The organism is Pseudomonas sp. 2,4-D (genome assembly GCF_030418155.1).
In the GTDB taxonomy this organism is placed as follows: Bacteria; Pseudomonadota; Gammaproteobacteria; order Pseudomonadales; family Pseudomonadaceae; genus Aquipseudomonas; species Aquipseudomonas alloputida.
Genome location: NZ_JAUHUI010000013.1, coordinates 25,756 through 46,394, shown reverse-complemented (window position 1 = coordinate 46,394; position 20,639 = coordinate 25,756). Strand labels below are relative to the sequence as shown.

The 20,639-nt window shown below is 62.1% G+C and carries 20 protein-coding genes; 5 read left to right on the top strand and 15 right to left on the bottom strand.

The window, feature by feature from the left end; genetic code table 11:
• Positions 1-259: 259 nt before the first annotated feature.
• Positions 260-1,549, top strand: a complete 1,290-nt coding sequence (gene gltA / locus QYE47_RS12045; RefSeq protein ID WP_003254218.1) for a citrate synthase — start codon at positions 260-262, stop codon at positions 1,547-1,549.
• A 172-nt stretch (positions 1,550-1,721) separates the two neighbouring features.
• Here the strand turns inward: gltA and QYE47_RS12040 are convergent, their stop codons facing one another.
• The 9 genes from QYE47_RS12040 to QYE47_RS12000 all read right to left on the bottom strand — a co-directional run bounded on the left by QYE47_RS12040 (position 1,722) and on the right by QYE47_RS12000 (position 8,606).
• Positions 1,722-2,327 carry an START domain-containing protein gene (locus QYE47_RS12040; protein ID WP_070383607.1) on the bottom strand — a complete coding sequence of 202 codons (606 nt, stop codon included), beginning with the start codon at positions 2,325-2,327 and terminating at the stop codon, positions 1,722-1,724.
• 33 nt (positions 2,328-2,360) lie between these two features.
• Positions 2,361-2,615 (bottom strand): YkgJ family cysteine cluster protein, encoded by a 255-nt coding sequence (locus tag QYE47_RS12035; RefSeq protein ID WP_019437847.1) that lies wholly within the window; start codon positions 2,613-2,615, stop codon positions 2,361-2,363.
• Positions 2,616-2,744: 129 nt separating this feature from the next.
• Positions 2,745-3,179, bottom strand: a complete 435-nt coding sequence (locus tag QYE47_RS12030) for a hypothetical protein (RefSeq protein ID WP_019437848.1) — start codon at positions 3,177-3,179, stop codon at positions 2,745-2,747.
• A gap of 64 nt (positions 3,180-3,243) precedes the next feature.
• Complete coding sequence (locus QYE47_RS12025) at positions 3,244-4,686, bottom strand: PLP-dependent aminotransferase family protein (RefSeq protein WP_003254223.1); 1,443 nt, start codon at positions 4,684-4,686, stop codon at positions 3,244-3,246.
• A 171-nt stretch (positions 4,687-4,857) separates the two neighbouring features.
• The gene (locus QYE47_RS12020; protein WP_010954955.1) at positions 4,858-5,670 is read right to left on the bottom strand and encodes an OmpA family protein; all 813 of its coding nucleotides are present in this window, start codon (positions 5,668-5,670) and stop codon (positions 4,858-4,860) included.
• Positions 5,667-6,020, bottom strand: coding sequence for a DUF4398 domain-containing protein (locus QYE47_RS12015; RefSeq protein ID WP_003254227.1), 354 nt, complete (start codon positions 6,018-6,020; stop codon positions 5,667-5,669). Before QYE47_RS12015 ends, QYE47_RS12020 begins: the two co-directional genes overlap by 4 nt.
• Before the next feature lie 9 nt (positions 6,021-6,029).
• Positions 6,030-6,851, bottom strand: a complete 822-nt coding sequence (locus QYE47_RS12010) for an ABC transporter substrate-binding protein (protein WP_014590266.1) — start codon at positions 6,849-6,851, stop codon at positions 6,030-6,032.
• Between the two features lie 75 nt (positions 6,852-6,926).
• Complete coding sequence (locus QYE47_RS12005; protein ID WP_003254230.1) at positions 6,927-7,856, bottom strand: electron transfer flavoprotein subunit alpha/FixB family protein; 930 nt, start codon at positions 7,854-7,856, stop codon at positions 6,927-6,929.
• Positions 7,857-8,606, bottom strand: coding sequence for an electron transfer flavoprotein subunit beta/FixA family protein (locus QYE47_RS12000; RefSeq protein ID WP_014590265.1), 750 nt, complete (start codon positions 8,604-8,606; stop codon positions 7,857-7,859).
• A gap of 535 nt (positions 8,607-9,141) precedes the next feature.
• Here QYE47_RS12000 and QYE47_RS11995 point away from each other — a divergent pair.
• Entirely contained in the window at positions 9,142-10,824 is a 1,683-nt protein-coding gene (locus QYE47_RS11995) for an electron transfer flavoprotein-ubiquinone oxidoreductase (protein WP_080557776.1), read from the top strand.
• Positions 10,825-10,899: 75 nt separating this feature from the next.
• On the opposite strand, the gene QYE47_RS11990 is transcribed toward QYE47_RS11995, so the two are convergent.
• The 5 genes from QYE47_RS11990 to QYE47_RS11970 form a co-directional block, all read right to left on the bottom strand.
• Entirely contained in the window at positions 10,900-11,301 is a 402-nt protein-coding gene (locus tag QYE47_RS11990; RefSeq protein ID WP_003254235.1) for a type II TA system antitoxin MqsA family protein, read from the bottom strand.
• A 2-nt stretch (positions 11,302-11,303) separates the two neighbouring features.
• Complete coding sequence (locus QYE47_RS11985; protein WP_041166873.1) at positions 11,304-11,600, bottom strand: type II toxin-antitoxin system MqsR family toxin; 297 nt, start codon at positions 11,598-11,600, stop codon at positions 11,304-11,306.
• A gap of 94 nt (positions 11,601-11,694) precedes the next feature.
• Entirely contained in the window at positions 11,695-13,020 is a 1,326-nt protein-coding gene (locus QYE47_RS11980) for an MFS transporter (RefSeq protein ID WP_014590261.1), read from the bottom strand.
• Between the two features lie 72 nt (positions 13,021-13,092).
• Positions 13,093-13,572 carry a hypothetical protein gene (locus tag QYE47_RS11975; protein WP_014590260.1) on the bottom strand — a complete coding sequence of 160 codons (480 nt, stop codon included), beginning with the start codon at positions 13,570-13,572 and terminating at the stop codon, positions 13,093-13,095.
• A 168-nt stretch (positions 13,573-13,740) separates the two neighbouring features.
• Positions 13,741-14,217, bottom strand: coding sequence for a sigma-70 family RNA polymerase sigma factor (locus tag QYE47_RS11970; RefSeq protein ID WP_014590259.1), 477 nt, complete (start codon positions 14,215-14,217; stop codon positions 13,741-13,743).
• 212 nt (positions 14,218-14,429) lie between these two features.
• On the opposite strand from QYE47_RS11970, the gene QYE47_RS11965 reads away from it, so the two are divergent.
• From QYE47_RS11965 to QYE47_RS11955, 3 genes are read left to right on the top strand one after another with little or no spacing between them, the layout of a single operon-like run.
• Entirely contained in the window at positions 14,430-15,608 is a 1,179-nt protein-coding gene (locus QYE47_RS11965) for an efflux RND transporter periplasmic adaptor subunit (protein ID WP_014590258.1), read from the top strand.
• Positions 15,609-17,573 carry a MacB family efflux pump subunit gene (locus tag QYE47_RS11960; RefSeq protein WP_010954965.1) on the top strand — a complete coding sequence of 655 codons (1,965 nt, stop codon included), beginning with the start codon at positions 15,609-15,611 and terminating at the stop codon, positions 17,571-17,573.
• Between the two features lie 3 nt (positions 17,574-17,576).
• Positions 17,577-18,989 carry an efflux transporter outer membrane subunit gene (locus QYE47_RS11955; protein WP_019437858.1) on the top strand — a complete coding sequence of 471 codons (1,413 nt, stop codon included), beginning with the start codon at positions 17,577-17,579 and terminating at the stop codon, positions 18,987-18,989.
• Between the two features lie 21 nt (positions 18,990-19,010).
• On the opposite strand, the gene QYE47_RS11950 is transcribed toward QYE47_RS11955, so the two are convergent.
• On the bottom strand, positions 19,011-20,633 hold the full coding sequence (locus QYE47_RS11950) for a twin-arginine translocation signal domain-containing protein (RefSeq protein ID WP_014590256.1): 1,623 nt from the start codon (positions 20,631-20,633) through the stop codon (positions 19,011-19,013).
• Positions 20,634-20,639: the final 6 nt, after the last annotated feature.

Here is a 20,639-nt window from a genome sequence, read left to right as displayed (position 1 = left end):
GGCTTGCAAGCCCCTGGCGGTCGGGTGCCGAGTATAGACAGTTAGGCTGCTTATGACAACGTGACGGGGTAGCCCAAATAGCGCATTGCCTTTAATGAACAAAAGGCGTAAATGGGCGAGAATTTCGGGAAAAATCAGGCTTGAATGCCTGATTCAACAAGCCTTTAGGCAAATTGACATCTGAATTTATCCCTCTATAGTGGTGCGGGCCCTGCGTGGGGGGTCTGTCTGATGATTTCAAGCATTAATAGGAGGCCACATGGCTGACAAAAAAGCGCAGTTGGTCATCGAGGGCGCTGCCCCCGTCGAGCTGCCCATTTTAACCGGCACCGTTGGTCCTGATGTAATCGACGTCCGCGGGTTAGGGGCCACTGGTCACTTCACCTTCGACCCAGGTTTCATGGCGACTGCCTCGTGCGAGTCGAAGATCACCTATATTGACGGCGACAAAGGTATCCTGCTGCACCGCGGCTACCCGATCGAGCAACTCGCCGAACAGTCCGACTACCTCGAAACCTGCTACCTGCTGCTCAATGGCGAACTGCCGAATGCCGAGCAGAAGGCCCAGTTCGTCAGCACCGTCAAGAACCACACCATGGTTCACGAGCAGCTGAAGTCCTTCTTCAACGGCTTCCGTCGCGACGCTCACCCGATGGCGGTGATGTGCGGCGTAGTCGGCGCCCTGTCGGCGTTCTATCACGACTCCCTGGACATCAATAACCCGCAACACCGCGAAATTTCCGCGGTGCGCCTGGTCGCCAAGATGCCGACCCTGGCTGCGATGGTTTACAAGTACTCCATGGGCCAGCCGATGATGTACCCGCGCAACGACCTGTCGTACGCGGAAAACTTCCTGCACATGATGTTCAACACCCCGTGCGAGATCAAACCGATCAGCCCGGTGCTGGCCAAGGCAATGGACCGGATCTTCATCCTCCATGCCGACCACGAGCAGAACGCCTCCACCTCCACCGTTCGCCTGGCAGGCTCGTCGGGTGCCAACCCGTTCGCTTGTATCGCCGCCGGTATCGCCGCACTGTGGGGCCCGGCCCACGGCGGTGCGAACGAAGCCGTACTGACCATGCTGGATGAAATCGGCGATGTCTCGAACATCGACAAATTCATCGCCAAGGCCAAGGACAAGAACGACCCGTTCAAGCTGATGGGCTTCGGTCACCGCGTGTACAAGAACCGCGACCCGCGCGCCACCGTGATGAAGCAGACCTGCGACGAAGTCCTGCGCGAGCTGGGCATCAAGAACGACCCGCAGCTGGAACTGGCCATGCGCCTGGAAGAGATCGCCCTGACCGATCCTTACTTCATCGAGCGCTCGCTGTACCCGAACGTCGACTTCTACTCGGGGATCATCCTCAAGGCGATCGGCATTCCGACCAGCATGTTCACCGTGATCTTCGCCCTGGCACGTACCGTGGGCTGGATCTCGCACTGGAAAGAAATGCTCTCCAGCCCGTACAAGATCGGCCGTCCGCGCCAGCTGTACACCGGCGAGCAGAAGCGCGACATCGTTGCTCTGAAAGACCGCAAGTAAGCTGCAGTAGCCGAACGCAAGAAGGCTGCCCTCGGGCAGCCTTTTTTATTTGTCCTGTGCCGGCCTCTTCGCGGGCTTGCCCGCTCCCACAGGTACTGCACAGATCTCGAGGGCTGCGCTGTACCTGTAGCGGGCAAGCCCGCGAAGAGGCCGGCACAGACACCACAAAACCTCAGTTTTTCTCCGCCCGCTCGCGCAGCCCTTTCAGGGTATTGAACGGCGCATCCACCACGAACTTGTTGGCCACCATCGCCGGCACGCTACCACCTGGCTCGGTGTGCACCTGGTAGGTCACTTCAGTGCTGTCACCCTTGGGCACCAGCTTCCAGAAGCCTTCGACTTTTGCCACCCGAACAAAACCCTTCTCTTCCGGCAGGTAAATCGGCTCTTCTTTCAGGTTACGGGTCAGGCTGCCATCCGCCTCCTTGACGGTCGTAATGTGCAGCACGGAATCACGCGGCGTCACCGGCCATGGCGTATTGAACTGGGTATAGGTCCAGCTCTGGTCACCTTCGTGCTTGAGCAGCTTCTGCGACTTGCATTCGTGAATCCAGGCACAGGCCCCGGACACGTCCTCCTGCAGCGCCTCGACCCTGGCCAGCGGCGCCTTGATCACGGTCACACCGCGATAGGCCTTGTACTTGGACCCGACCACCTCACTGAGGGACACCTTGATGCCCTCCTCGTCCTTGGCCACTTGCCAGTTTTCAGCCCAGGCCACAGGCGACAGCAGAACACCCACACCAAACAGCAGTGCAATACGCTTGAACGATCTCATCATGTTTATCCTTGTTGTCGAAGATCCAGCCTGTCACGCCGCCGTCATCTGCTCCCACCAGCCAAGAATCCTGATTGCCTCGTCACGATCACTGCCGCACACCTCGACATCTGCCTTGAAACCACCGCACACCGCCGGCCGCTCAGGCTTGCCGAACAGGTCGCAAAGGTTGGCGGCAGTCAGGTGCAGACAGCGCTCACCCGCCGGCTTGCCATTGGGCATTCGCGGCATCGCAGAGGTGATGGACGGGGCGATGCAGCAGGCACCACAGCCCTCACGGCATTGCATGGCTATTCACCAAAATCAGGACTCCCTGGAACAAAACGGGACGAACGTCCCTGGATAGTAACCGCTCAAACAGTCGTTTGAAATTGCTGTCACGATGAAATCTGCTGTGACCCGGCAGTCAGTTCCCGCCTATTGGCGATACTCAAAATCAATGGCAGCGCCCTCCACGTCATGACGGCTGTCATTGCGCAGTTGCAGCTGCATTTCGTTGTTGATCAGCCGGCCATTGAGCTGGAACGGACTGTCATTGGTCTCTGGCTTTTCTGTGAACATGGGCGGCAACAAAGGTTTGCGCCGCTGGATTGGCGAAGGCGTGCCCACATCCGGCTCAAGTTTGTCGACCATATCAACGGGCAGGCTGAGGTCCAGCTTTGTCTTGGGCAAGGGCTTGGCAACCGCTTTGCTGACCGGCTTGTGTGCAGGCTTGGCTGTCGCCTTTTTTGACACTTGCTTACCCTGAGCTGCCTGAGCCTGGCTTGCCGGTTGCGCAGCCAAGGCAGGGACGACCGGGCAGCAGAACGGCAGAAGGCACACGATCAGAACAAAGCAGCGCGAAGCGTTCATGGCAAATGGACAGACTGGCAGGAAAAATGCCTATGCTCCCTGTTCCACAGGCGGCTTGCAAGCCTTACAACAGCGTGACCGCAGTCTCCCTGCACAACTGCTGCGCCAGCAAACCGAGCGTAATCACAGCCCGCTCGGCCTCTTTATTCCAAGGTATGCCGCAATTGAGTCGGACACAGTGGTTGAACTGCTCTGTGTTACTGAATATCAGGCCTGGTGCAATGCTGATGCCCTGCTCCAGCGCGCGCACATGCAGCTCTTGGGTATTGACCCGACCCGGCAAGCTCACCCAGAGGATGAAGCCGCCTGTCGGCCGGGTCATCTGGGTACCCTCGGGGAAGTGCTGCTGCACTGCCAGCTGATAGGCACTGAGGTTCTTGCGATATTCCTGGCGTATGTAGCGCAGATGCCGGTCGTAGCCGCCATTTTCCAGGTAGGCTGCCACGCCCATCTGCGTCACGCTACAGGCCGAGTGGGTGGTAAACGTCTGCAGGCGCTGAATCTCGTCCTGGTAACGCCCGGCGATCATCCAGCCCACCCGCACGCCAGGGGACAGGGTCTTGGAGAAGCTCGAGCAGTAGATCACCCGGTCCAGCCGGTCGAACGCCTTCAGCGCCTTGGTCTTGCCCTGCTCGAACATCAGCTCACCGTAGATGTCATCCTCGATGATCTGGATATCGAAGTCCGAGGCCAGGCGCAGCAATTGCTTTTGGCGCTCTTCGGGAACGGTGCCGCCCAGCGGGTTGCTCAAGCGCGCAGTGAGCACCAGCGCCTTGATCGACCATTGGTTAGCCGCCAGTTGCAAGGCTTCGAGGCTGATACCGGTGGACGGGTCACTGGGGATTTCGATCACCTTCAAACCCAGCAGGTCAGCCAGCTGCAGCAAGCCGTAATAGGTCGGTGACTCGGCGGCGATCAGGTCACCTGGGCGGGTCAGCACCCGCAGCGACATCTGCAGGGCATCGACACACCCATGGGTCACGATCACTTCGCGCGGATCAACCAGCACGCCGGCATCGCGCATGCGTATGGCGATCTGTCGGCGCAGCGGCTCGAAACCGGGGCTGAACATGTAACTGAAGGCGCGCGGGCTATGGAAGCGCGTCACCTTGGCGATTTGCTGATGCAGGGCGCGCACTGGCAGGTAGTCGACATGCGGCACAGCAGCACCAAACGGGAACACACCATCGCGGCGCGCCTCAGTCAGCACCTGCTGGATGATGCTGGCGCGCGTGACCAGGCCCGGGCGCTCCACCCGAGCGATGTCCGGTGTTTGCGCGGTCAAGGCAGGGGTCTGGTGCACGTAATAGCCAGACTGCGGCCGCGCCCGGATAAGCCCTTGGTCCTCGAGATTGGCATAGGCCTGCAACACCGTGGCATGGCTGACATTGAGCTGGGCGCTCATCTTGCGCACGGAGGGTACCCGCTCGCCTGGCTGGTAGACACCGCGACGGATATCGTCGGCCAGTTGCTGGGCGATACGCTGGTACAGCAGCAGGTTGGTCATGTCGACATGCTCGTTGTTCTTGTACGGGGCACTGACGGTAGAGGATACCGTAACAGTTGCAAAGTGTACTGGGACAGATTGCAACGTAGTCGACAATACAACAGCGTGACAGCTATCGAAACGATTAAACCGACATAAAACGGGCCGCAAAGCGGCCCATTTCTACAAGACTCAGCGCGCCGGTGCGAGCCGACCCTTGTCATCGGAGAATACGATCTCCACCCGACGGTTCTGCGCCCTGCCCCGCTCCGAAGCATTGGCCTCGATCGGGTACTGGTCGCCATAGCCTTCAACCTGCAGGCGCTTTTCGTCGATGCCCAGGTCCACAAGCATGTCGGCCACGGACTGCGCCCGGTCGCGCGACAGCTTGAGATTCTCCTCGCCCGCGCCAGTACTGTCGGTATAGCCCTCGATACGCACTACCCGGCGCGGGTTGAGCTGCAGGAACTGCACCAGCTTGAGCACAGTCCGGCTGGCCGAGTTCTTCAGGTCGGCACTACCGGTATCGAACAGCACATCGCCCAAGGTCATCACCAAGCCACGGTCGGCCTGCTCCGAAGCCAACGCGGCAATCTGCGACTCGACCCACTTGCCCTGCTGCTGCACGCTGGCCAGTTTGGCCTCACGCAAGGCCAGCTGCAGGCGCTGGCGCTCCAGGTCGAGCTTGGCCTGGCGCTCCTGGTTCAGCGCAAGCTTGGCATGCTCGCGGGCAATCTCGCTGTAGCGCTGGCTAAGGTAAGCATAATGCCGCACATCGGAACCGGTGCCGATGTAACTGGACAGGCGCTCGGCGCGAGCCAGCGACTCACCCGCCCGAATCACGTCACGCGGCGCGCTGCGCAGCACATCGGAATCATCTTTGACCCCCTGGAAGGCGACGGTGGCCTCATCCAGCGCGGCACTGCTGCGCTGGCTGGCGCAACCTTGCAAACCTGCCGTCAGTGCCAACAATGCCAGTGCAGCCAAAGGCGTACGACGGATCATGGCTGCACCTCCAGTTGCTTGCGCAAGCGCTTGACCCGCGACTGCAGCACCTGCAGCTGCTCTTCGCTCTTCTGGTTCAGCACCTGGGCCTCGGCCAGGCGCGCATCCAGCTCGGCTTGCTCAGCGCGCATGCGCGCATCGCGGTAGTCCTGGGTAAGCATGTTGGCCTTGGCGCGGGCCAGCTTGTCTTCAGCCAGTTTCAGCGTTTCGACCTGCTCAGTGGCGCCGACGGCCTTGGCCTGGTCCAGTGCCTGTTCGGAAATGCGCATCTGCTCGTCAGGGGCCGGATCATTGGCGCAGCCAGCCAGGCCGAGCACGGCCAGGGCAAGGATTAGTGGTTGGGTTCTCACGCAATCTTCCTAGTGTTTGGGGGCGTCCGCCGGTACCTGCAACTGCGCTTTCCAGCGCTCGACATTACGTTGCAGCACAGCTTCGGATGCACCAGAGATCGGCAATTCTGTCAGTTTTTTTGCCAATTGCCCACGCAACCAGCTGTCATTGCACGCCGAGTTGTGCGACAGCGCCAGGTAAAGGCCTGGCCTGTCCACCGGCAAGCCGCGGGCTATCAGGTCATTGCTCATGCCCAGGCTCTGGGCCATGGCCATACCGGAGTAACGGCCAGCCAGCACATAGTCGACCTGGCCGAGTACCAGTTTCTGGAACGCCTGGGTCAGGTTCTGCGCCGGCACCAGCTTGAGCTGGGCTCTGGCGAACGCGGTAAAGGCCGGGGTCAGACGCGCACGCTCGGACAAACTGCCCTGGTACCTGGCCAGGTCGGCCGGGCCATCAAAGGTCACCGCTGCATCATGGCGGGTCCACACCAGGTACTCATTGAGCTGCAACGGCGGATGGATGTAGTCCAGCGCGGTCAGTTGCTCCACCTCCAAAGGGGTGTCGAGCAGCAGGTCCATGCGCCCACTGCGCACCTCTTCCAGCGCCTGATCACGGCGACCGGCACTCAGCACCTCGACCTTCACACCCAGTTCGTCAGCCACCTGGCGCAACAGGTCGACGTTGGCGCCTATCAGGTGCCCGGGGTCTTTCGGGTCTTGCCACGAATAGGGCGGCGCATCAGGACTACCGGTCGCCACCAGGCGCTCGCATTTGCCTGCTGCCATAGCCAGTGATGGTAGCAACAGCGCCACGCACGCCAGCACCCTGCCCGTTCCGCGCAACGTCATGCCTTACTCCTCAACCCATAAAAAAACCCGACCCTCAAAGCGAGGGCCGGGTTCTTTATAAGTGAAGCAGGCGGATCAGACCAGCTTTTCCAGCTCCGGAACCGCTTCGAACAGGTCAGCGACCAGGCCGTAGTCGGCCACCTGGAAGATCGGCGCTTCTTCGTCCTTGTTGATCGCCACGATCACTTTGGAGTCTTTCATGCCGGCCAGGTGCTGGATCGCGCCGGAGATACCAACGGCGATGTACAGCTGTGGCGCAACGATCTTGCCGGTCTGGCCAACCTGCATGTCGTTCGGCACGAAGCCTGCATCGACTGCGGCGCGCGAAGCACCGACAGCGGCGCCGAGCTTATCGGCCAGGCTGTACAGGTGTTTGAAGTTGTCACCGTTGCCCATGCCACGGCCGCCGGAAACGACGATTTTGGCAGCGGTCAGCTCTGGGCGGTCGGACTTGGCCAGCTCTTCGCCAACGAAAGCCGAAATACCGGCGTTGTGCGCAGCGCCAACAGCCTCGACGGCAGCCGAACCACCTTCGGCGGCCACGGCGTCGAAGCCGGTGGTACGCACGGTGATCACCTTGATGGCCGCGCTCGATTGCACGGTGGCAATGGCGTTACCCGCGTAGATCGGGCGCTTGAAGGTGTCGGCGGACTCGACCGAGATGATCTCGGAGATCTGGTCCACGTCCAGCAGCGCGGCAACGCGCGGCAGGATGTTCTTGCCATTGGTGGTAGCCGGGGCCAGCACGTGGCTGTAACCCTTGGCCAGCTCGACGATCAGCGGCGCGACGTTTTCCGGCAGGACGTGGGCGTAGGCGGCGTTATCAGCCACCAGCACCTTGGCAACACCAGAGATTTTGGCAGCGGCTTCAGCAACGCCGCCGACGTTCTGGCCTGCGACCAGCACGTGCACATCACCACCGATCTTGGCGGCTGCGGCGACAGTGTTCAGGGTGGCCGGGGCTACGGCACCGTTCTCGTATTCAGCGACAACCAGGATAGTCATTTAGATTACCTTCGCTTCGTTCTTCAGCTTCTCGACCAGTTCGGCCACCGACTTGACCTTGATACCCGCGCTGCGGGCAGCAGGCGCTTCGACTTTAAGGGTCTTGTTGGTGGAGGCGAGGGAAACGCCCAGTGCGTCTGGAGTAACAGTCTCCAGCGGCTTCTTCTTGGCCTTCATGATGTTCGGCAGCGACGCGTAGCGTGGCTCGTTCAGGCGCAGGTCGGTGGTGACGATCGCGGGCAGGTTCAGCGCAACGGTCTGCAGGCCGCCATCGATTTCACGGGTGACATTCAGCTTATCGCCAGCAACTTCGACCTTGGAGGCAAAGGTACCCTGGGCGAAGCCAGTCAGCGCGGCCAGCATCTGGCCGGTCTGGTTGTTGTCACTGTCGATGGCCTGCTTGCCGAGGATGACCAGCTGCGGCTGCTCCTTGTCGACAACGGCCTTCAGCGCCTTGGCCACGGCCAGGGAGTTCAGTTCGTCAGCGGCTTCTACCAGGATGGCACGGTCGGCACCCAGGGCCAGGGCAGTACGCAGTTGCTCCTGGGCAGTGGTCGGGCCGACGGAAACGACGACGATCTCGGTCGCAACGCCTTTTTCCTTCAGGCGCACGGCTTCTTCGACGGCGATTTCGCAGAAGGGGTTCATGGACATCTTGACGTTAGCAAGGTCGACGCCGGAGTTGTCCGCTTTGACGCGAACCTTGACGTTGTAGTCGACCACTCGTTTGACAGCTACAAGAACCTTCATGGATTCCTCGTTACTCTCCGGTGAATAGATAGTCGCCTGGGGCAGAGCCCTGCGATGCGCGTGGGTACAAGGGCACCTCTAAAAACGTATCGGGAGGCAGCAATTTCACAGTGACCAAACAGTCTTGTCCGGACTCTTGCGACAAATCCTCACGGGTCATTTCCTGTCGTGGCGTGTAAACTCCACTACAAACCGGCCTAAGCCCGCAAAACCCTGCTCCACACCTGGTCTTTAGAGGTGTACCTGCGCCCGGCTGCTAGCCTACGGCGAACGTAAAACCGCTCGTATCTTGACCGTAACACCCATTCCGGTCAATACGGCAAATCGGTCACCCTCCAGCCGCGTTCCTGTGATTTTACTGGCCTGCGGCAAATTCAAACAAACGTTTGTATTGGACCCGCCAAGTGGTGTAGATATAATGCGCGGCCAAGAGAAAACGGTGTAGTCCGTCATTTGCCCAGCTACAGTTCCGCCGTTGCGTAGAACCGCTGCGAATGCCCCGCACCCATAAGACAAAGCAACAGCACGAGCCTTGATGAGTAGGAGAGAACCAGTGGAACGCGAATACATGGAATTCGACGTGGTCATCGTCGGCGCCGGCCCGGCGGGCCTGTCCGCCGCCTGCCGCCTGAAGCAGAAGGCCGCCGAAGCCGGTAGCGAAATCAGCGTCTGCGTGGTGGAGAAAGGCTCTGAAGTCGGCGCCCACATCCTCTCTGGCGCAGTGTTCGAGCCCCGCGCCCTGAACGAGCTGTTCCCCGACTGGAAAGCGCTCGGCGCACCGCTGAACACCGAAGTGAAGCGCGACGACATCTACGTGCTCAAGGATGCCGGCAGCGCGACCAAGGTGCCTGACCTGTTCGTGCCCAAGACCATGCACAACCATGGCAACTACATCATCTCGCTGGGCAACCTGTGCCGCTGGCTGGCCCAGCAGGCCGAGAACCTCGGTGTGGAGATCTACCCGGGCTTCGCCGCCCAGGAAGCGCTGTTCGACGACAACGGCGTGGTCCGCGGCATCGTCACCGGCGACCTCGGTGTCGACCGTGAAGGCAACCCCAAGGATGGCCTGTACACCCCGGGCATGGAACTGCGCGCCAAGTACACCCTGTTCGCCGAAGGCTGCCGTGGCCACATCGGCAAGCAGCTGATCAAGCGCTTCAACCTCGACAGCGAGTCCGACGTCCAGCACTACGGCATCGGCCTGAAGGAAATCTGGGAAATCGACCCGGCCAAGCACGAACAGGGCCTGGTGGTGCACACCGCCGGCTGGCCGCTGGACGTGGTGGCCAAGGAAAACACCGGTGGCTCGTTCCTTTATCACCTGGAAAACAACCAGGTGGTGGTCGGCCTGATCGTCGACCTGTCCTACGCCAACCCCTACCTGTCGCCGTTCGACGAATTCCAGCGCCTCAAGCACCACCCGGTGATCAGCCAGTACCTCGAAGGCGGCAAGCGCATCAGCTACGGCGCCCGCGCCTTGGCCAAGGGCGGCATCAACTCGCTGCCGAAAATGGTCTTCAATGGTGGCGCGCTGATCGGTTGCGACCTGGGCACCATGAACGTGGCCAAGATCAAGGGCAGCCATACCGCGATGAAGTCCGGCATGCTCGCCGCCGAAGCAGTGGCCGACGCATTGATTGCCGGTAGCGAAGGCGGCGATCAATTGAACAGCTATGTCAGCGCCTTCAAGGCCAGCTGGCTGTACGAAGAACTGTTCGCCAGCCGCAACTTCGGCCCGGCCATGCACAAGTTCGGCCCGCTGCTGGGCGCGGCGTTCAACTATGTCGACCAGAACTGGTTCGGTGGCAAGCTGCCGTTCACCCTGCACGACACCAAGCCGGACTATGCCTGCCTCAAGCTGGCCGCCGACTCGAAAAAGATCGACTACCCGAAACCGGACGGCAAGCTCAGCTTCGACAAGCTCAGCTCGGTATTCCTCTCCAGCACCAACCACGAAGAGGAGCAACCCTGCCACCTGAAGCTGACCGATCCGAGCATACCGATCGCCAGCAACCTGCCGCTGTACGACGAGCCTGCCCAGCGCTACTGCCCGGCAGGCGTGTACGAAGTGGTCACCCAGGAAGACGGCAACAAGCGTTTCCAGATCAACGCGCAGAACTGCGTGCACTGCAAGACCTGCGACATCAAGGACCCGGCCCAGAACATCACCTGGGTCACCCCTGAAGGCGCTGGCGGGCCGAACTACCCGAACATGTAAGTAAGGCCCCTGCCCTTGCGGCAACAAAAAGCCCCCGGTTCTCATGAGCCGGGGGCTTTTTGTTGGCTGCCATTATCAGGCAGTACGCACTTCCTCAAAGAGTTCTGGATGGCGATCCAGCAGCTTGAGCAGTTTCACCAACGCCACTGGCGGGGTGGTCTTGCCGTTTTCATAACGGGAGAACGCATTGACCCCACCACCGAAGATTTCCCCCGCTTCACGCTGGTCGAGGTCGAACTTTCTGCGTATGGAGGCAATAAAGGAAGGATCCACAACATTTGCGTTGACCTGGCGCTCGAATGCCGTCATCAAGTGACTGACGCGCATGGCTTCATCATGACTCAGTACGCATTCACCACATGCAGAGCAGTAATCGCCACTTACCTCCGGGATCACTGTCATCTCGCCTTTGTAGCTATAGGGCATGCCCTGAATGTCAGGTGCAAGCTCCGAGCCGCCGCATATTGGACATCTCATGGTTACAACTCCTTGAAAGACACGATGAGCACGTCGTCTACCACGGACAATTTCAAATAAACGTACCCAATTGCTGTAAGCGGGCGATACACATCCTGCCAAACCTGGTGGTCAATATGGCTGGTCATGCTCTTGTAGAAATCAGTGCGCTTTAAGCTGGTGATCACCTCAAGCATGCCCGGAAAATCCATTCCCAGCGCCTTGGCGCCTTTCAATGCAGCACCCGTAGGACGGATTCGCCTTGCCGCAGCCAGGGCTTTTACCCGCTCCAGCGGGCAATGAGGCATTCTCTTTTCCATGAGAAATTAACCTTCCAGGTTAAATTTGGCTAATAGGTTATTCCAATAGCCCCCACCTGGAAGTCTGCCCCAATGCCCCGCAGCCGTTACCGGCTCATTTGTCGCCGCACATGACCGGCATCGGCTCCGCCGCAAACACCAATGGCTCACGGCGCCCGAAATACAAGGCTGTCAGCAGCCCCACCGCGCCCATGATCAGACAAAACCCGACACACACCCACGGGCTCCACGGCATCAGCGCAATCAGTGCCAGCGGCGTGGTACTGGCCCACACTGCGTAGGCCACGTTGTAGGTGAAGGAAATGCCCGATACGCGGATCTGCGCCGGGAACAGCCCCACCATCACCGAGGGCACCACCCCCACCACGCCGCAGCTCAACCCCGCCAGCGCATAGGCCAGCCAGGTCATGCCCCACTGCCCCACCAGGCTGGCGTACAACGCGCCGATACCCAGCGGCAGCAACAGGCTATACAGCATCAGCGCGCGCCAGGCACCCACACGGTCGACCAGCAGCCCGGCCAGCACGCAGCCAATGTTGAGGAAGACGATGCCCACACTGCTGAGGGCGAAGGTATGCCCGGCAGTCATGCCGAAGCGCTGCTGCATCACCGTCGGCGTGATCACCACCAGCACCACCACCGCCGAGGTCAGCACACAGGTCAGCAACGCGGCAGGGATCAACGCCCGGCGGTGCTCGCCCAGCACTCGCCTCAGCGGAAACGTCACAGGTTGCTCCTGGCGAGCGCGCAGGGCGAGGAACACCGGTGTTTCACTGAGCCAGCGGCGCAGCCACACACCAATCACACCGAACACCCCACCCAACAGGAACGGGTAGCGCCAGGCGTAATCGAGGATTTCCTGCGGGGTGAACAGTTGGGCCAGCAAGGTTGCGGTCAGCGCCCCCAGCAGGTAGCCGAAGGTCAGCCCGGCCTGCAGAAAGCCCAGGGCATAGCCGCGCCGCCCGTTTGGCGCGTGCTCGGCAACGAACGTCCAGGCGCTTGGCACTTCACCGCCTACGGCAGCCCCCTGGAGGATACGCAAGGCCAACAGGATCAGCGGGGCGGCATAGCCGATGTCGGCATAGGTCGGCATCACACCGATCAGCAGACACGGCAGGGCCATCATCAGGATGCTCAGGCTGAATACCTGCTTGCGCCCCAGATGGTCGGCGAAGTGCGCCATCAGGATGCCGCCCAGCGGCCGCGCCAGATAGCCGGTGACGAAGATTCCGAAGCTTTGCAGCAGGCGCAGCCATTCGGGCATCTCGGGCGGGAAGAACAGCTGGCTGAGGGTCAGCGCGAAGAACACGAAAATGATGAAGTCGTAGATTTCCAGCGCGCCGCCCAGCGCCGCCAGGCCCAGGGTCCGATGGTCGCCACGGCTGAACCGGGGCGGGCGAGCGGTATCGATGGCAGTCATGGCAGGGTCCGCAGATCGGCAAAGGGCAAGAGCATAACAAATAGCTGCCCGATTGCCCCACCGGCAGCACCGCTAGCGGTTGAACACCGTATGCGCGAAGTTGGCTCGCGGCCGTGGCCGCGCGGTACTGGCTGGCAGCGTGCCCGGCAGCGGTAGCTTGCCGACCACCATCGGGGCGTCGATGATTGCCATGAACGTCTCCAGCGCCTCGTTATCGGGCGCCTGAGGCAGGCTCAGGCTGACCGCCTGGCGCTCGGTCTGCGGCACTGCTGGCACTTTCAACTGGCTGGAATGGTAAAGCAGGGCATGCTGGATTTGTGTGCTGACGCGGCAGAAGCGTTCCAGATCTACGCCACAATGGCTGGCCAACTCGATATTGCCCAGCAACAGGTGAAAGGGCTGCAAGGCGCACTGCACCAGGCGCTGCAGTTCCTCGAAGCTATCCACGGGGGCTATCCGGTAATAGCCCAGGCCATTGAGCAACCGCTCCAGTTGCAGGCGCTGGCACGGGTGTGCATCGGCGATGAGGATGCGCAGGGTCTTGTTTGCCATGGTCGGACCTGGGCCATTAGGTAATGGGCACGCTCCATGACCATACTGCGCCGGTAACGGCTATTGCCAGGGCCATGCCTGGCAGCGGTCTTCTTTGATAGAAGTCGGGAAAGCCGCATAAATCAAGTGATTGACTGACGGAATTTGCATTTGCCTTTAACCTGGCAATCAGGATTCCCATTGCCGCATGCGCACCCGGCAGTGCTTCATGGCATTGACGATGTGCTTTTCCACCAGGCTGCGCGAGATGCCCAGCCGATCGGCGATCTGCTGATGGGACAGCCCCTCGATTTTACGCAACAGAAAACTGTCACGGCAGGGCCTGCTCAACTCATCAAGGGCCTTTTGCATCAGTGCCAGGCGCTGGTCCAACTGCAGGTCATGCTGCAATTCAGAGCTATGCAGCCGACTATCGGCATCCAGGGCATCGAGCGGCTCGGCCTGGCGCACCAACTGACGCCGGTGCCGATCGACAACCAGGTTCAGCGCGGTGCGATACAAGAACGCACGCGGATGCTCGATCTGTTCGCTGCCGGTACGCTCCAGGACCCGCAGATAAGCATCGTGAGCGACGTCCTCCGCCGCCTGACGGCTACCCAAGCGTGCAGACAGAAAGCTCACCAGTTCACGATAGTAATGTTCCACGAGGGTACCTGAGGGCGTCCTGCCGGCCCTTGATCAGCAGCTTGGGGACTGAGTGATATCAGTGTGGAATACTACAAATTATAATTATTCTCAGCAACACACCGGCGCGTACTATCCTGGCTAAATCTGCCTTGCCAGCCTTCGTCTAACTGTGACCTCCCTGCGCACCGTGATTGGCTGCGCGTGGCCTTTATCCCTGGCTGGAAGTCCGCATGAGACGCTCAACCCACACTCGCCGTCGCCTCCTCCTCGGCGGCCTGGGCCTGCTTGGCCTTGGCAGCCTGCTGGCCTGGACATCCCTGCCGTTCGGCGCGCAGCCGGTCAGTACCGTTGCCGTCACCCGCGCCGACATCGAGAGCAGCGTAACAGCGCTGGGCACGCTGCAGCCGCGGCGCTACGTCGACGTCGGTGCACAAGCCTCCGGGCAGATCCGCAACCTGCACGTCGAGGTCGGTGATCAAGTCCACAAAGGGCAGTTGCTGGTCGAGATCGACCCCTCCACGCAGCAGGCCAAGCTCGATGCCGGGCGCTTCTCGATCGATAATCTCAAGGCGCAGCTGGCAGAGCAGCGCGCCCAGCTCAAACTCGCCCAACAGCAGCTCAAGCGCCAGCGCGACCTGGCAGCGGTCGGCGCCACACGCGAAGAAGACCTGCAAACGGCCGAAGCCCAGCTCAACGTGACCCAGGCACGCATCGACATGTACCAGGCACAGATCCGCCAGGCCAACGCCAGCTTGCGCAGCGACGAAGCCGAACTGGGCTACACACGCATCTTCGCCCCTATGGACGGCACGGTAGTGGCAGTGGATGCCCGTGAAGGCCAGACCCTCAACGCCCAGCAACAAACGCCGCTGATCCTGCGCATCGCCAAGCTGTCCCCCATGACCGTCTGGGCCCAGGTCTCGGAGGCCGATATCGGCAAGATCCAGCCTGGCATGACCGCCTACTTCACCACCTTGGCCGGCGGCAAGCGCCGCTGGACCAGCACCGTGCGCCAGGTGCTGCCCATTCCGCCCAAGCCACTGGACCAGACCAGCCAGGGCGGCGGCAGCCCAGCCAGCGCCACCGCCGGCGCCACCGGCAGCCAAGTCGTGCAATACACCGTGCTGCTGGACGTGGACAACCCCGATGGCGCCCTCATGGCAGAGATGACCACCCAGGTGTTTTTCGTCGTCGGCCAGGCCAGCCAGGTGCTTAGTGCCCCGTTGGCCGCACTGGACGATAGCGACAGCGAAGGACTACGCCTGGCCCAGGTTTTCGGCCGCGACGGCAAGGTCGAACAGCGCAAGGTGCGCACCGGTCTGAGCGACCGCTTGCGGGTGCAGATCCTCGATGGCCTCAGTGAAGGTGATCGACTGGTCATCGGCGCTCCTGCCGCCAGCGGAGGTTGAATGGCCACGCCCCTGATCGAGCTCTGTGACATCCGTAAAGCGTACGGCGGTGTCGACACCCCCAGGGTAGAAGTCCTGCGCGGCATCAGCCTGCGCGTGCATGCCGGCGAATTCGTCGCCATCGTCGGCGCCTCCGGCTCCGGCAAGTCGACCCTGATGAATATCCTCGGCTGCCTCGATCGCCCAAGTGCCGGCAGCTACCGCTTCGCCGGCAAGGACGTTGCCGAGCTGGACAGCGACGAACTGGCCTGGCTGCGCCGCGAGGCCTTCGGGTTCGTGTTCCAGGGCTACCACCTGATCCCCTCCGGCTCAGCCCAGGAAAACGTCGAGATGCCAGCCATCTATGCCGGTACCCCAGCCGCCGAACGCCAGGCCCGCGCCAGCGCCCTGCTCGGCCGCCTGGGCCTGGCCAGCCGCACCGCCAACCGTCCGCATCAATTATCCGGTGGCCAGCAGCAGCGGGTCTCGATTGCCCGGGCGTTGATGAACGGTGGCCACATCATCCTGGCCGACGAACCGACCGGCGCCCTCGACAGCCATAGCGGCGCCGAGGTGATGGCGCTGCTCGACGAGCTGGCCAGCCAGGGCCATGTAATCATCCTCATCACCCACGACCGCGAAGTGGCTGCCCGGGCGCACCGGGTTATCGAGATTCGCGACGGCCTGGTGATCAGTGACTCTGCCGCCGACCAGCCGCCCGCCCATGCCCACAAAGGCATACAGGCAGAAGAACTGCGCCAGCGCCTGGACCGTGGCGCAACCCAGCACGGTGCCTGGAAAGGTGAACTGCTCGAATCGCTGCAGGCGGCATGGCGAGTGATGTGGATCAACCGCTTCCGCACGGCACTGACCCTGCTCGGAATCATCATCGGAGTCGCATCGGTGGTGGTGATGTTGGCTGTCGGTGAAGGCAGCAAACGCCAGGTAATGGCACAGATGGCCGCCTTCGGCTCCAACATCCTATACCTCAATGGCAGCCCCCCGACCCTGCGCGAACCGGCTGGGCGCATCACCCTGGACGATGTTGCGGCGATCGGTGAGCTGCCGCAGGTCAAACACATCATGCCTGTGCTCGGCGAAAAGATGATGGTCCGCCACGGCAACAACAGCCAGCAATTCTACGTGGGCGGCAACAACACCTTTTTCCCGGAGATTTTCAACTGGCCGGCCGTTGAAGGCAGCTTTTTCACCGAGACTGACGAGGCCAGTAGCGCAGCGGTGGCTGTGATCGGCCAGAAAGTCCGGGAAAAGATGCTTGCCCCTGGCAGCAACCCTATCGGCCAGTACCTGCTGATCGGCAATGTACCGTTCCAAGTGGTCGGCATCCTTGCCGGCAAAGGCGCCAGCTCTGGCGACCAGGACAGCGACGGGCGCATCGTGGTGCCATTTTCGGCAGCGGCCATCCGCCTGTTCGGCCACCGCGACCCGGACTATATCGCCATTGCCGCGCGCGACTCAGGCCAGGTCAAGGACACCGAAGCGGCCATCGACCGCCTGCTGCGCCAGCGCCACCAGGGCAAACACGATTTCGAGCTGACCAACGATGCCGCCCTGATCCAGGCCGAGGCGCGCACGCAGAACAGCCTGTCGTTGATGCTCGGGGCCATTGCCGCCATCTCGCTGCTGGTCGGCGGTATCGGGGTGATGAACATCATGCTCATGACCGTGCGCGAGCGCACCCGTGAAATCGGTATCCGCATGGCCACCGGCGCCCGCCAGCGCGACATCCTCCGGCAGTTCCTGAGCGAGGCGATCATGCTGTCGATGGTTGGCGGCCTGACCGGCATCGCCCTGGCCCTGGTGGTCGGCGCCAGCCTTACCCTGGCCGACATTGCCGTGGCGTTCGCCCTGCCTGCCATTGTTGGCGCATTTGCCTGCGCCGTCATCACTGGGGTGGTGTTTGGCTTCATGCCAGCACGCAAGGCTGCACGCCTTGACCCGGTCAAAGCCCTTACCAGCGAATAGCCCATGACATTGCCACGCCACCTTTGCCTGCTGCCCCTGAGCTTGTCACTCCTCGCCTGCTCCACGCCAACGCCACCAACTATGGGCATCGCCCCGCCCGCCGATTGGCAAAGCCCTACTGCGAGCAAGGCACAGGCACTGCCTGATCAACGCTGGTGGCAGGCCTTCGCCAGCCCAGAGCTTGACCAGTTGATCGAGATTGCCCGAAACAACAGCCACGACCTGGCCGCGGCTGCAGCCCGGGTACGCCAGGCCCAGGCGCGGGCAGTAATCGCCGGCGCGCCGCTGCTGCCTGAGGTGCAGTTCGGCCTGGATGCCAGCCGCCAGCGCCTGCTTCGCGGCGAGGGCAACGATCAGCTCGATGCCAGCAGCAGTGAGCGCACCAGCACCTCGTTCGATGCCAACCTCAGCGCCAGCTACGAAATCGATTTCTGGGGCGGCCTGCGCAGTGCCCGCGACAGCGCCTTGCGCAGCCTCGACGCCAGCCGCTTGGACCGCCAGACCGTGAAGCTGACCCTGTTCGGCAGCGTCGCCGACACTTACCTGCAAAGCCTGGCTCTCAAAGAACAGCTGCGTATAGCCCAACTCAACCTGCGCAACGCCCAAGCGGTGCTGAGCCTGGTCGAAGCCCGCCAGCAGTCCGGCTCCAGCACCCAACTCGAGCTGGCCCAGCAGCGCAGCCTGGTGGCCGCTCAGCAACGCCAACTGCCGCTACTTGAGCAGCAGTGGCAAGACACCCAGGTCACCCTGGCAACGCTACTGGGGCTACCGGTGCAACAACTGCCGACCAGTACCGCAGCGTTCGCTGACCTGCGCTGGCCTCGCATCGCCAGTGGCGTGCCCAGCGAGCTGCTGGCGCGTCGCCCCGACATTGCAGCCGCCGAGGCGCGCCTGGCCGCGGCCAGCGCCAATGTGCAGGTCGCCAGGGCAGCCCTGTTGCCCAAACTCACGCTGGGCGTGGAATTCGGCAGCGGCGCCAGCACCTTCGCGCAGATTTTCGACAGCCCCTACTACACCCTGACCAGTGGCCTGGTCGCCCCGGTGTTCAACCGAGGCCGTCTGCGCGCCGCGCAGCAACTGGCCGAGGCCGAACAGGAAGAGTTGCTGGAGGCTTACCGCACCAGCATCCTGGCCGCTTTCGCCGATGTAGAAAAAGCACTGAACGCCACCCAAGGGGTGGACCGTCAACGCCAGTGGCAGGATCAGGAAGTTGAACAATCACGCATCGCCTTCCAGCTGGCCGAACGCCGCTACCGCGCCGGCGCCGAGACCTTGCTGACCGTGCTCGACACCCAGCGCAGCCTGTACCAGGCCCAGGACCAGCAGGCCCGCCTGCAGCTAAGCCAACTGCAGGCCAGCGTGGCCCTTTACAAAGCCTTGGGCGGTGGCTGGCAAGCGGATAGCCCGACGCGCTAGGGCGCCAGGCTATCCTGGTGTTCACGACCGCTGCCTGACCTTCAGGTGGCGAGCATACCAGGGGCGGCGCGGCACTTTGCCTACCAGCCCGTCAAAGCGCTCCTCGTCGCTGTAAATCAGACGCAAGGCCAGCTTCATGGTTTCCGGGTCCATCTCCACGCTACGCCCTGGGCGCAGCCCCGGCACGTTACTGCAGCCGTGGGTGTCCGGCCCCAGCCAAGGGTCGGCGACCTCCACCCAGCGCCCCGGCGCGAACCATGGCACGCCATTGACCTCAAGGCGCGTGACTGCGCCAGGGTGGAATCGTTCATGGGCGCGGAACCAGTCCTCGACACGGTCGTCGATCCAGCCATGGAAGCGCCAGAACACAGGGTTGACGTGGGAAGAGAACGGGTCCCCGAGAAAGTCGTTCTGCGCGCCATACCAGCGCGCCGCGAAATCATCCGGCGTGCGCGCCATCGGCACCGGCATGCCGTTGCTCGGGTCACGTGGGACTGAGGCCCAGCGCATGTGCAGCCAGTCGTGCAAGCCCAGTTCAAGCTCCGAGCCGAACTGCCCCAACGTCAGCCGGGACAGGTACTGGGGGTCGCTGTAACGCGACTCCCACACCTCGAAATTGCCATGAAAGGTTTCGGCGCTTTTGATATCGCGCACCCACTGGGTGTACTCGTCATCATCGTAAGCCAACCAGGTTGGTGGCAAGGCGTTGCCGTCATGATTATCGAAGTAACGCGCGAAACCCAGGCGATCGCGCTCAAGGTCAGGCTGTGGCAAGGGGAAGCGCGGCCATGACGGCAGGTCCTGGATGGCCCGTGCAGCGCCGAGCATGTGCCGGTGCATGAACAGGAAGTCTTCACCCGAGCCGTTGCGGTCCTTGTGCCGGCCACGGGCATCGCGTTCACGGTCACGCGGCCCCGGCTGCCAGCCCAGGCCACGCAAGGCGTTGCGCTTGTCCTTGTCGAGCTTGTGCCATTTGTCACGGGAGGCATGCCACAGCTGGTGGAACAGGCGATGCTCCGGCGCGATCAGCCAATCGATCATCGCCGGCGACAAGGCGGTGCGTTCGCGGGCTTCGGGAAAGGTCTGCTTGTGGGCCAGGAAGCGATTGTCCTGCTCGGGCATGGCCAATGGCCGCTCAAGGTCGAGGATGCTCCCATTGAGGGTGGCCGGCCCCGCATTGCCAAATACCCCCCACACTTCATCCAGCACGAGATGGCACTCGTAGCGCGGCATGCGGCCGCCATCGGCACTGTCGAACAAGCGCCAGCGCAACCGCCCCGGCTTGTCGGCAGGCAAGTCGCCGAGCACCCGATAACGTGGCTCGCCACTGCTGCGCAAGCGCTCGGCGGTATCGAGGTAACCGCGAATGCTGCGGCCCTTCTGCGCAACATCGATGAACAATTCCAGCGTCTCGCCCTGCAGGCCCGGCAAGCTGGCCTGCGCCCCCTTGAACGACCAGCGCCAGATGCCGCGCAAGGTGTCGCCCAGTTGCTGGGTCGCCGTGTCGGCCAATTCCACGACCGCCTCGCCGGGGGTTTCCGGGAATTCCTCTCGGGTGAGCTGACGCTGGACATACAGCGCCCCCGGCACCGTAACGCCCGCCAGTGCCACGCCCGCGATGAAGCCTCTCCGAGAAATCGTCATTGAACT

What these genes read in the sequence shown, in the direction of transcription:
- QYE47_RS12025 (WP_003254223.1), bottom strand. Translation starts at nt 4,686, where the DNA reads ATGACCAACCTGCTGCTGTACCAGCGTATCGCCCAGCAACTGGCCGAC.
- QYE47_RS11955 (WP_019437858.1), top strand. Translation starts at nt 17,577, where the DNA reads ATGACATTGCCACGCCACCTTTGCCTGCTGCCCCTGAGCTTGTCACTC.
- QYE47_RS12040 (WP_070383607.1), bottom strand. Translation starts at nt 2,327, where the DNA reads ATGAGATCGTTCAAGCGTATTGCACTGCTGTTTGGTGTGGGTGTTCTG.
- QYE47_RS12000 (WP_014590265.1), bottom strand. Translation starts at nt 8,606, where the DNA reads ATGAAGGTTCTTGTAGCTGTCAAACGAGTGGTCGACTACAACGTCAAG.
- QYE47_RS12005 (WP_003254230.1), bottom strand. Translation starts at nt 7,856, where the DNA reads ATGACTATCCTGGTTGTCGCTGAATACGAGAACGGTGCCGTAGCCCCG.
- QYE47_RS11980 (WP_014590261.1), bottom strand. Translation starts at nt 13,020, where the DNA reads ATGACTGCCATCGATACCGCTCGCCCGCCCCGGTTCAGCCGTGGCGAC.
- QYE47_RS12035 (WP_019437847.1), bottom strand. Translation starts at nt 2,615, where the DNA reads ATGCAATGCCGTGAGGGCTGTGGTGCCTGCTGCATCGCCCCGTCCATC.
- QYE47_RS11995 (WP_080557776.1), top strand. Translation starts at nt 9,142, where the DNA reads ATGAGTAGGAGAGAACCAGTGGAACGCGAATACATGGAATTCGACGTG.
- QYE47_RS12010 (WP_014590266.1), bottom strand. Translation starts at nt 6,851, where the DNA reads ATGACGTTGCGCGGAACGGGCAGGGTGCTGGCGTGCGTGGCGCTGTTG.
- QYE47_RS11985 (WP_041166873.1), bottom strand. Translation starts at nt 11,600, where the DNA reads ATGGAAAAGAGAATGCCTCATTGCCCGCTGGAGCGGGTAAAAGCCCTG.
- QYE47_RS11975 (WP_014590260.1), bottom strand. Translation starts at nt 13,572, where the DNA reads ATGGCAAACAAGACCCTGCGCATCCTCATCGCCGATGCACACCCGTGC.
- QYE47_RS12030 (WP_019437848.1), bottom strand. Translation starts at nt 3,179, where the DNA reads ATGAACGCTTCGCGCTGCTTTGTTCTGATCGTGTGCCTTCTGCCGTTC.
- QYE47_RS11960 (WP_010954965.1), top strand. Translation starts at nt 15,609, where the DNA reads ATGGCCACGCCCCTGATCGAGCTCTGTGACATCCGTAAAGCGTACGGC.
- QYE47_RS11950 (WP_014590256.1), bottom strand. Translation starts at nt 20,633, where the DNA reads ATGACGATTTCTCGGAGAGGCTTCATCGCGGGCGTGGCACTGGCGGGC.
- gltA (WP_003254218.1), top strand. Translation starts at nt 260, where the DNA reads ATGGCTGACAAAAAAGCGCAGTTGGTCATCGAGGGCGCTGCCCCCGTC.
- QYE47_RS11990 (WP_003254235.1), bottom strand. Translation starts at nt 11,301, where the DNA reads ATGAGATGTCCAATATGCGGCGGCTCGGAGCTTGCACCTGACATTCAG.
- QYE47_RS11965 (WP_014590258.1), top strand. Translation starts at nt 14,430, where the DNA reads ATGAGACGCTCAACCCACACTCGCCGTCGCCTCCTCCTCGGCGGCCTG.
- QYE47_RS12020 (WP_010954955.1), bottom strand. Translation starts at nt 5,670, where the DNA reads ATGATCCGTCGTACGCCTTTGGCTGCACTGGCATTGTTGGCACTGACG.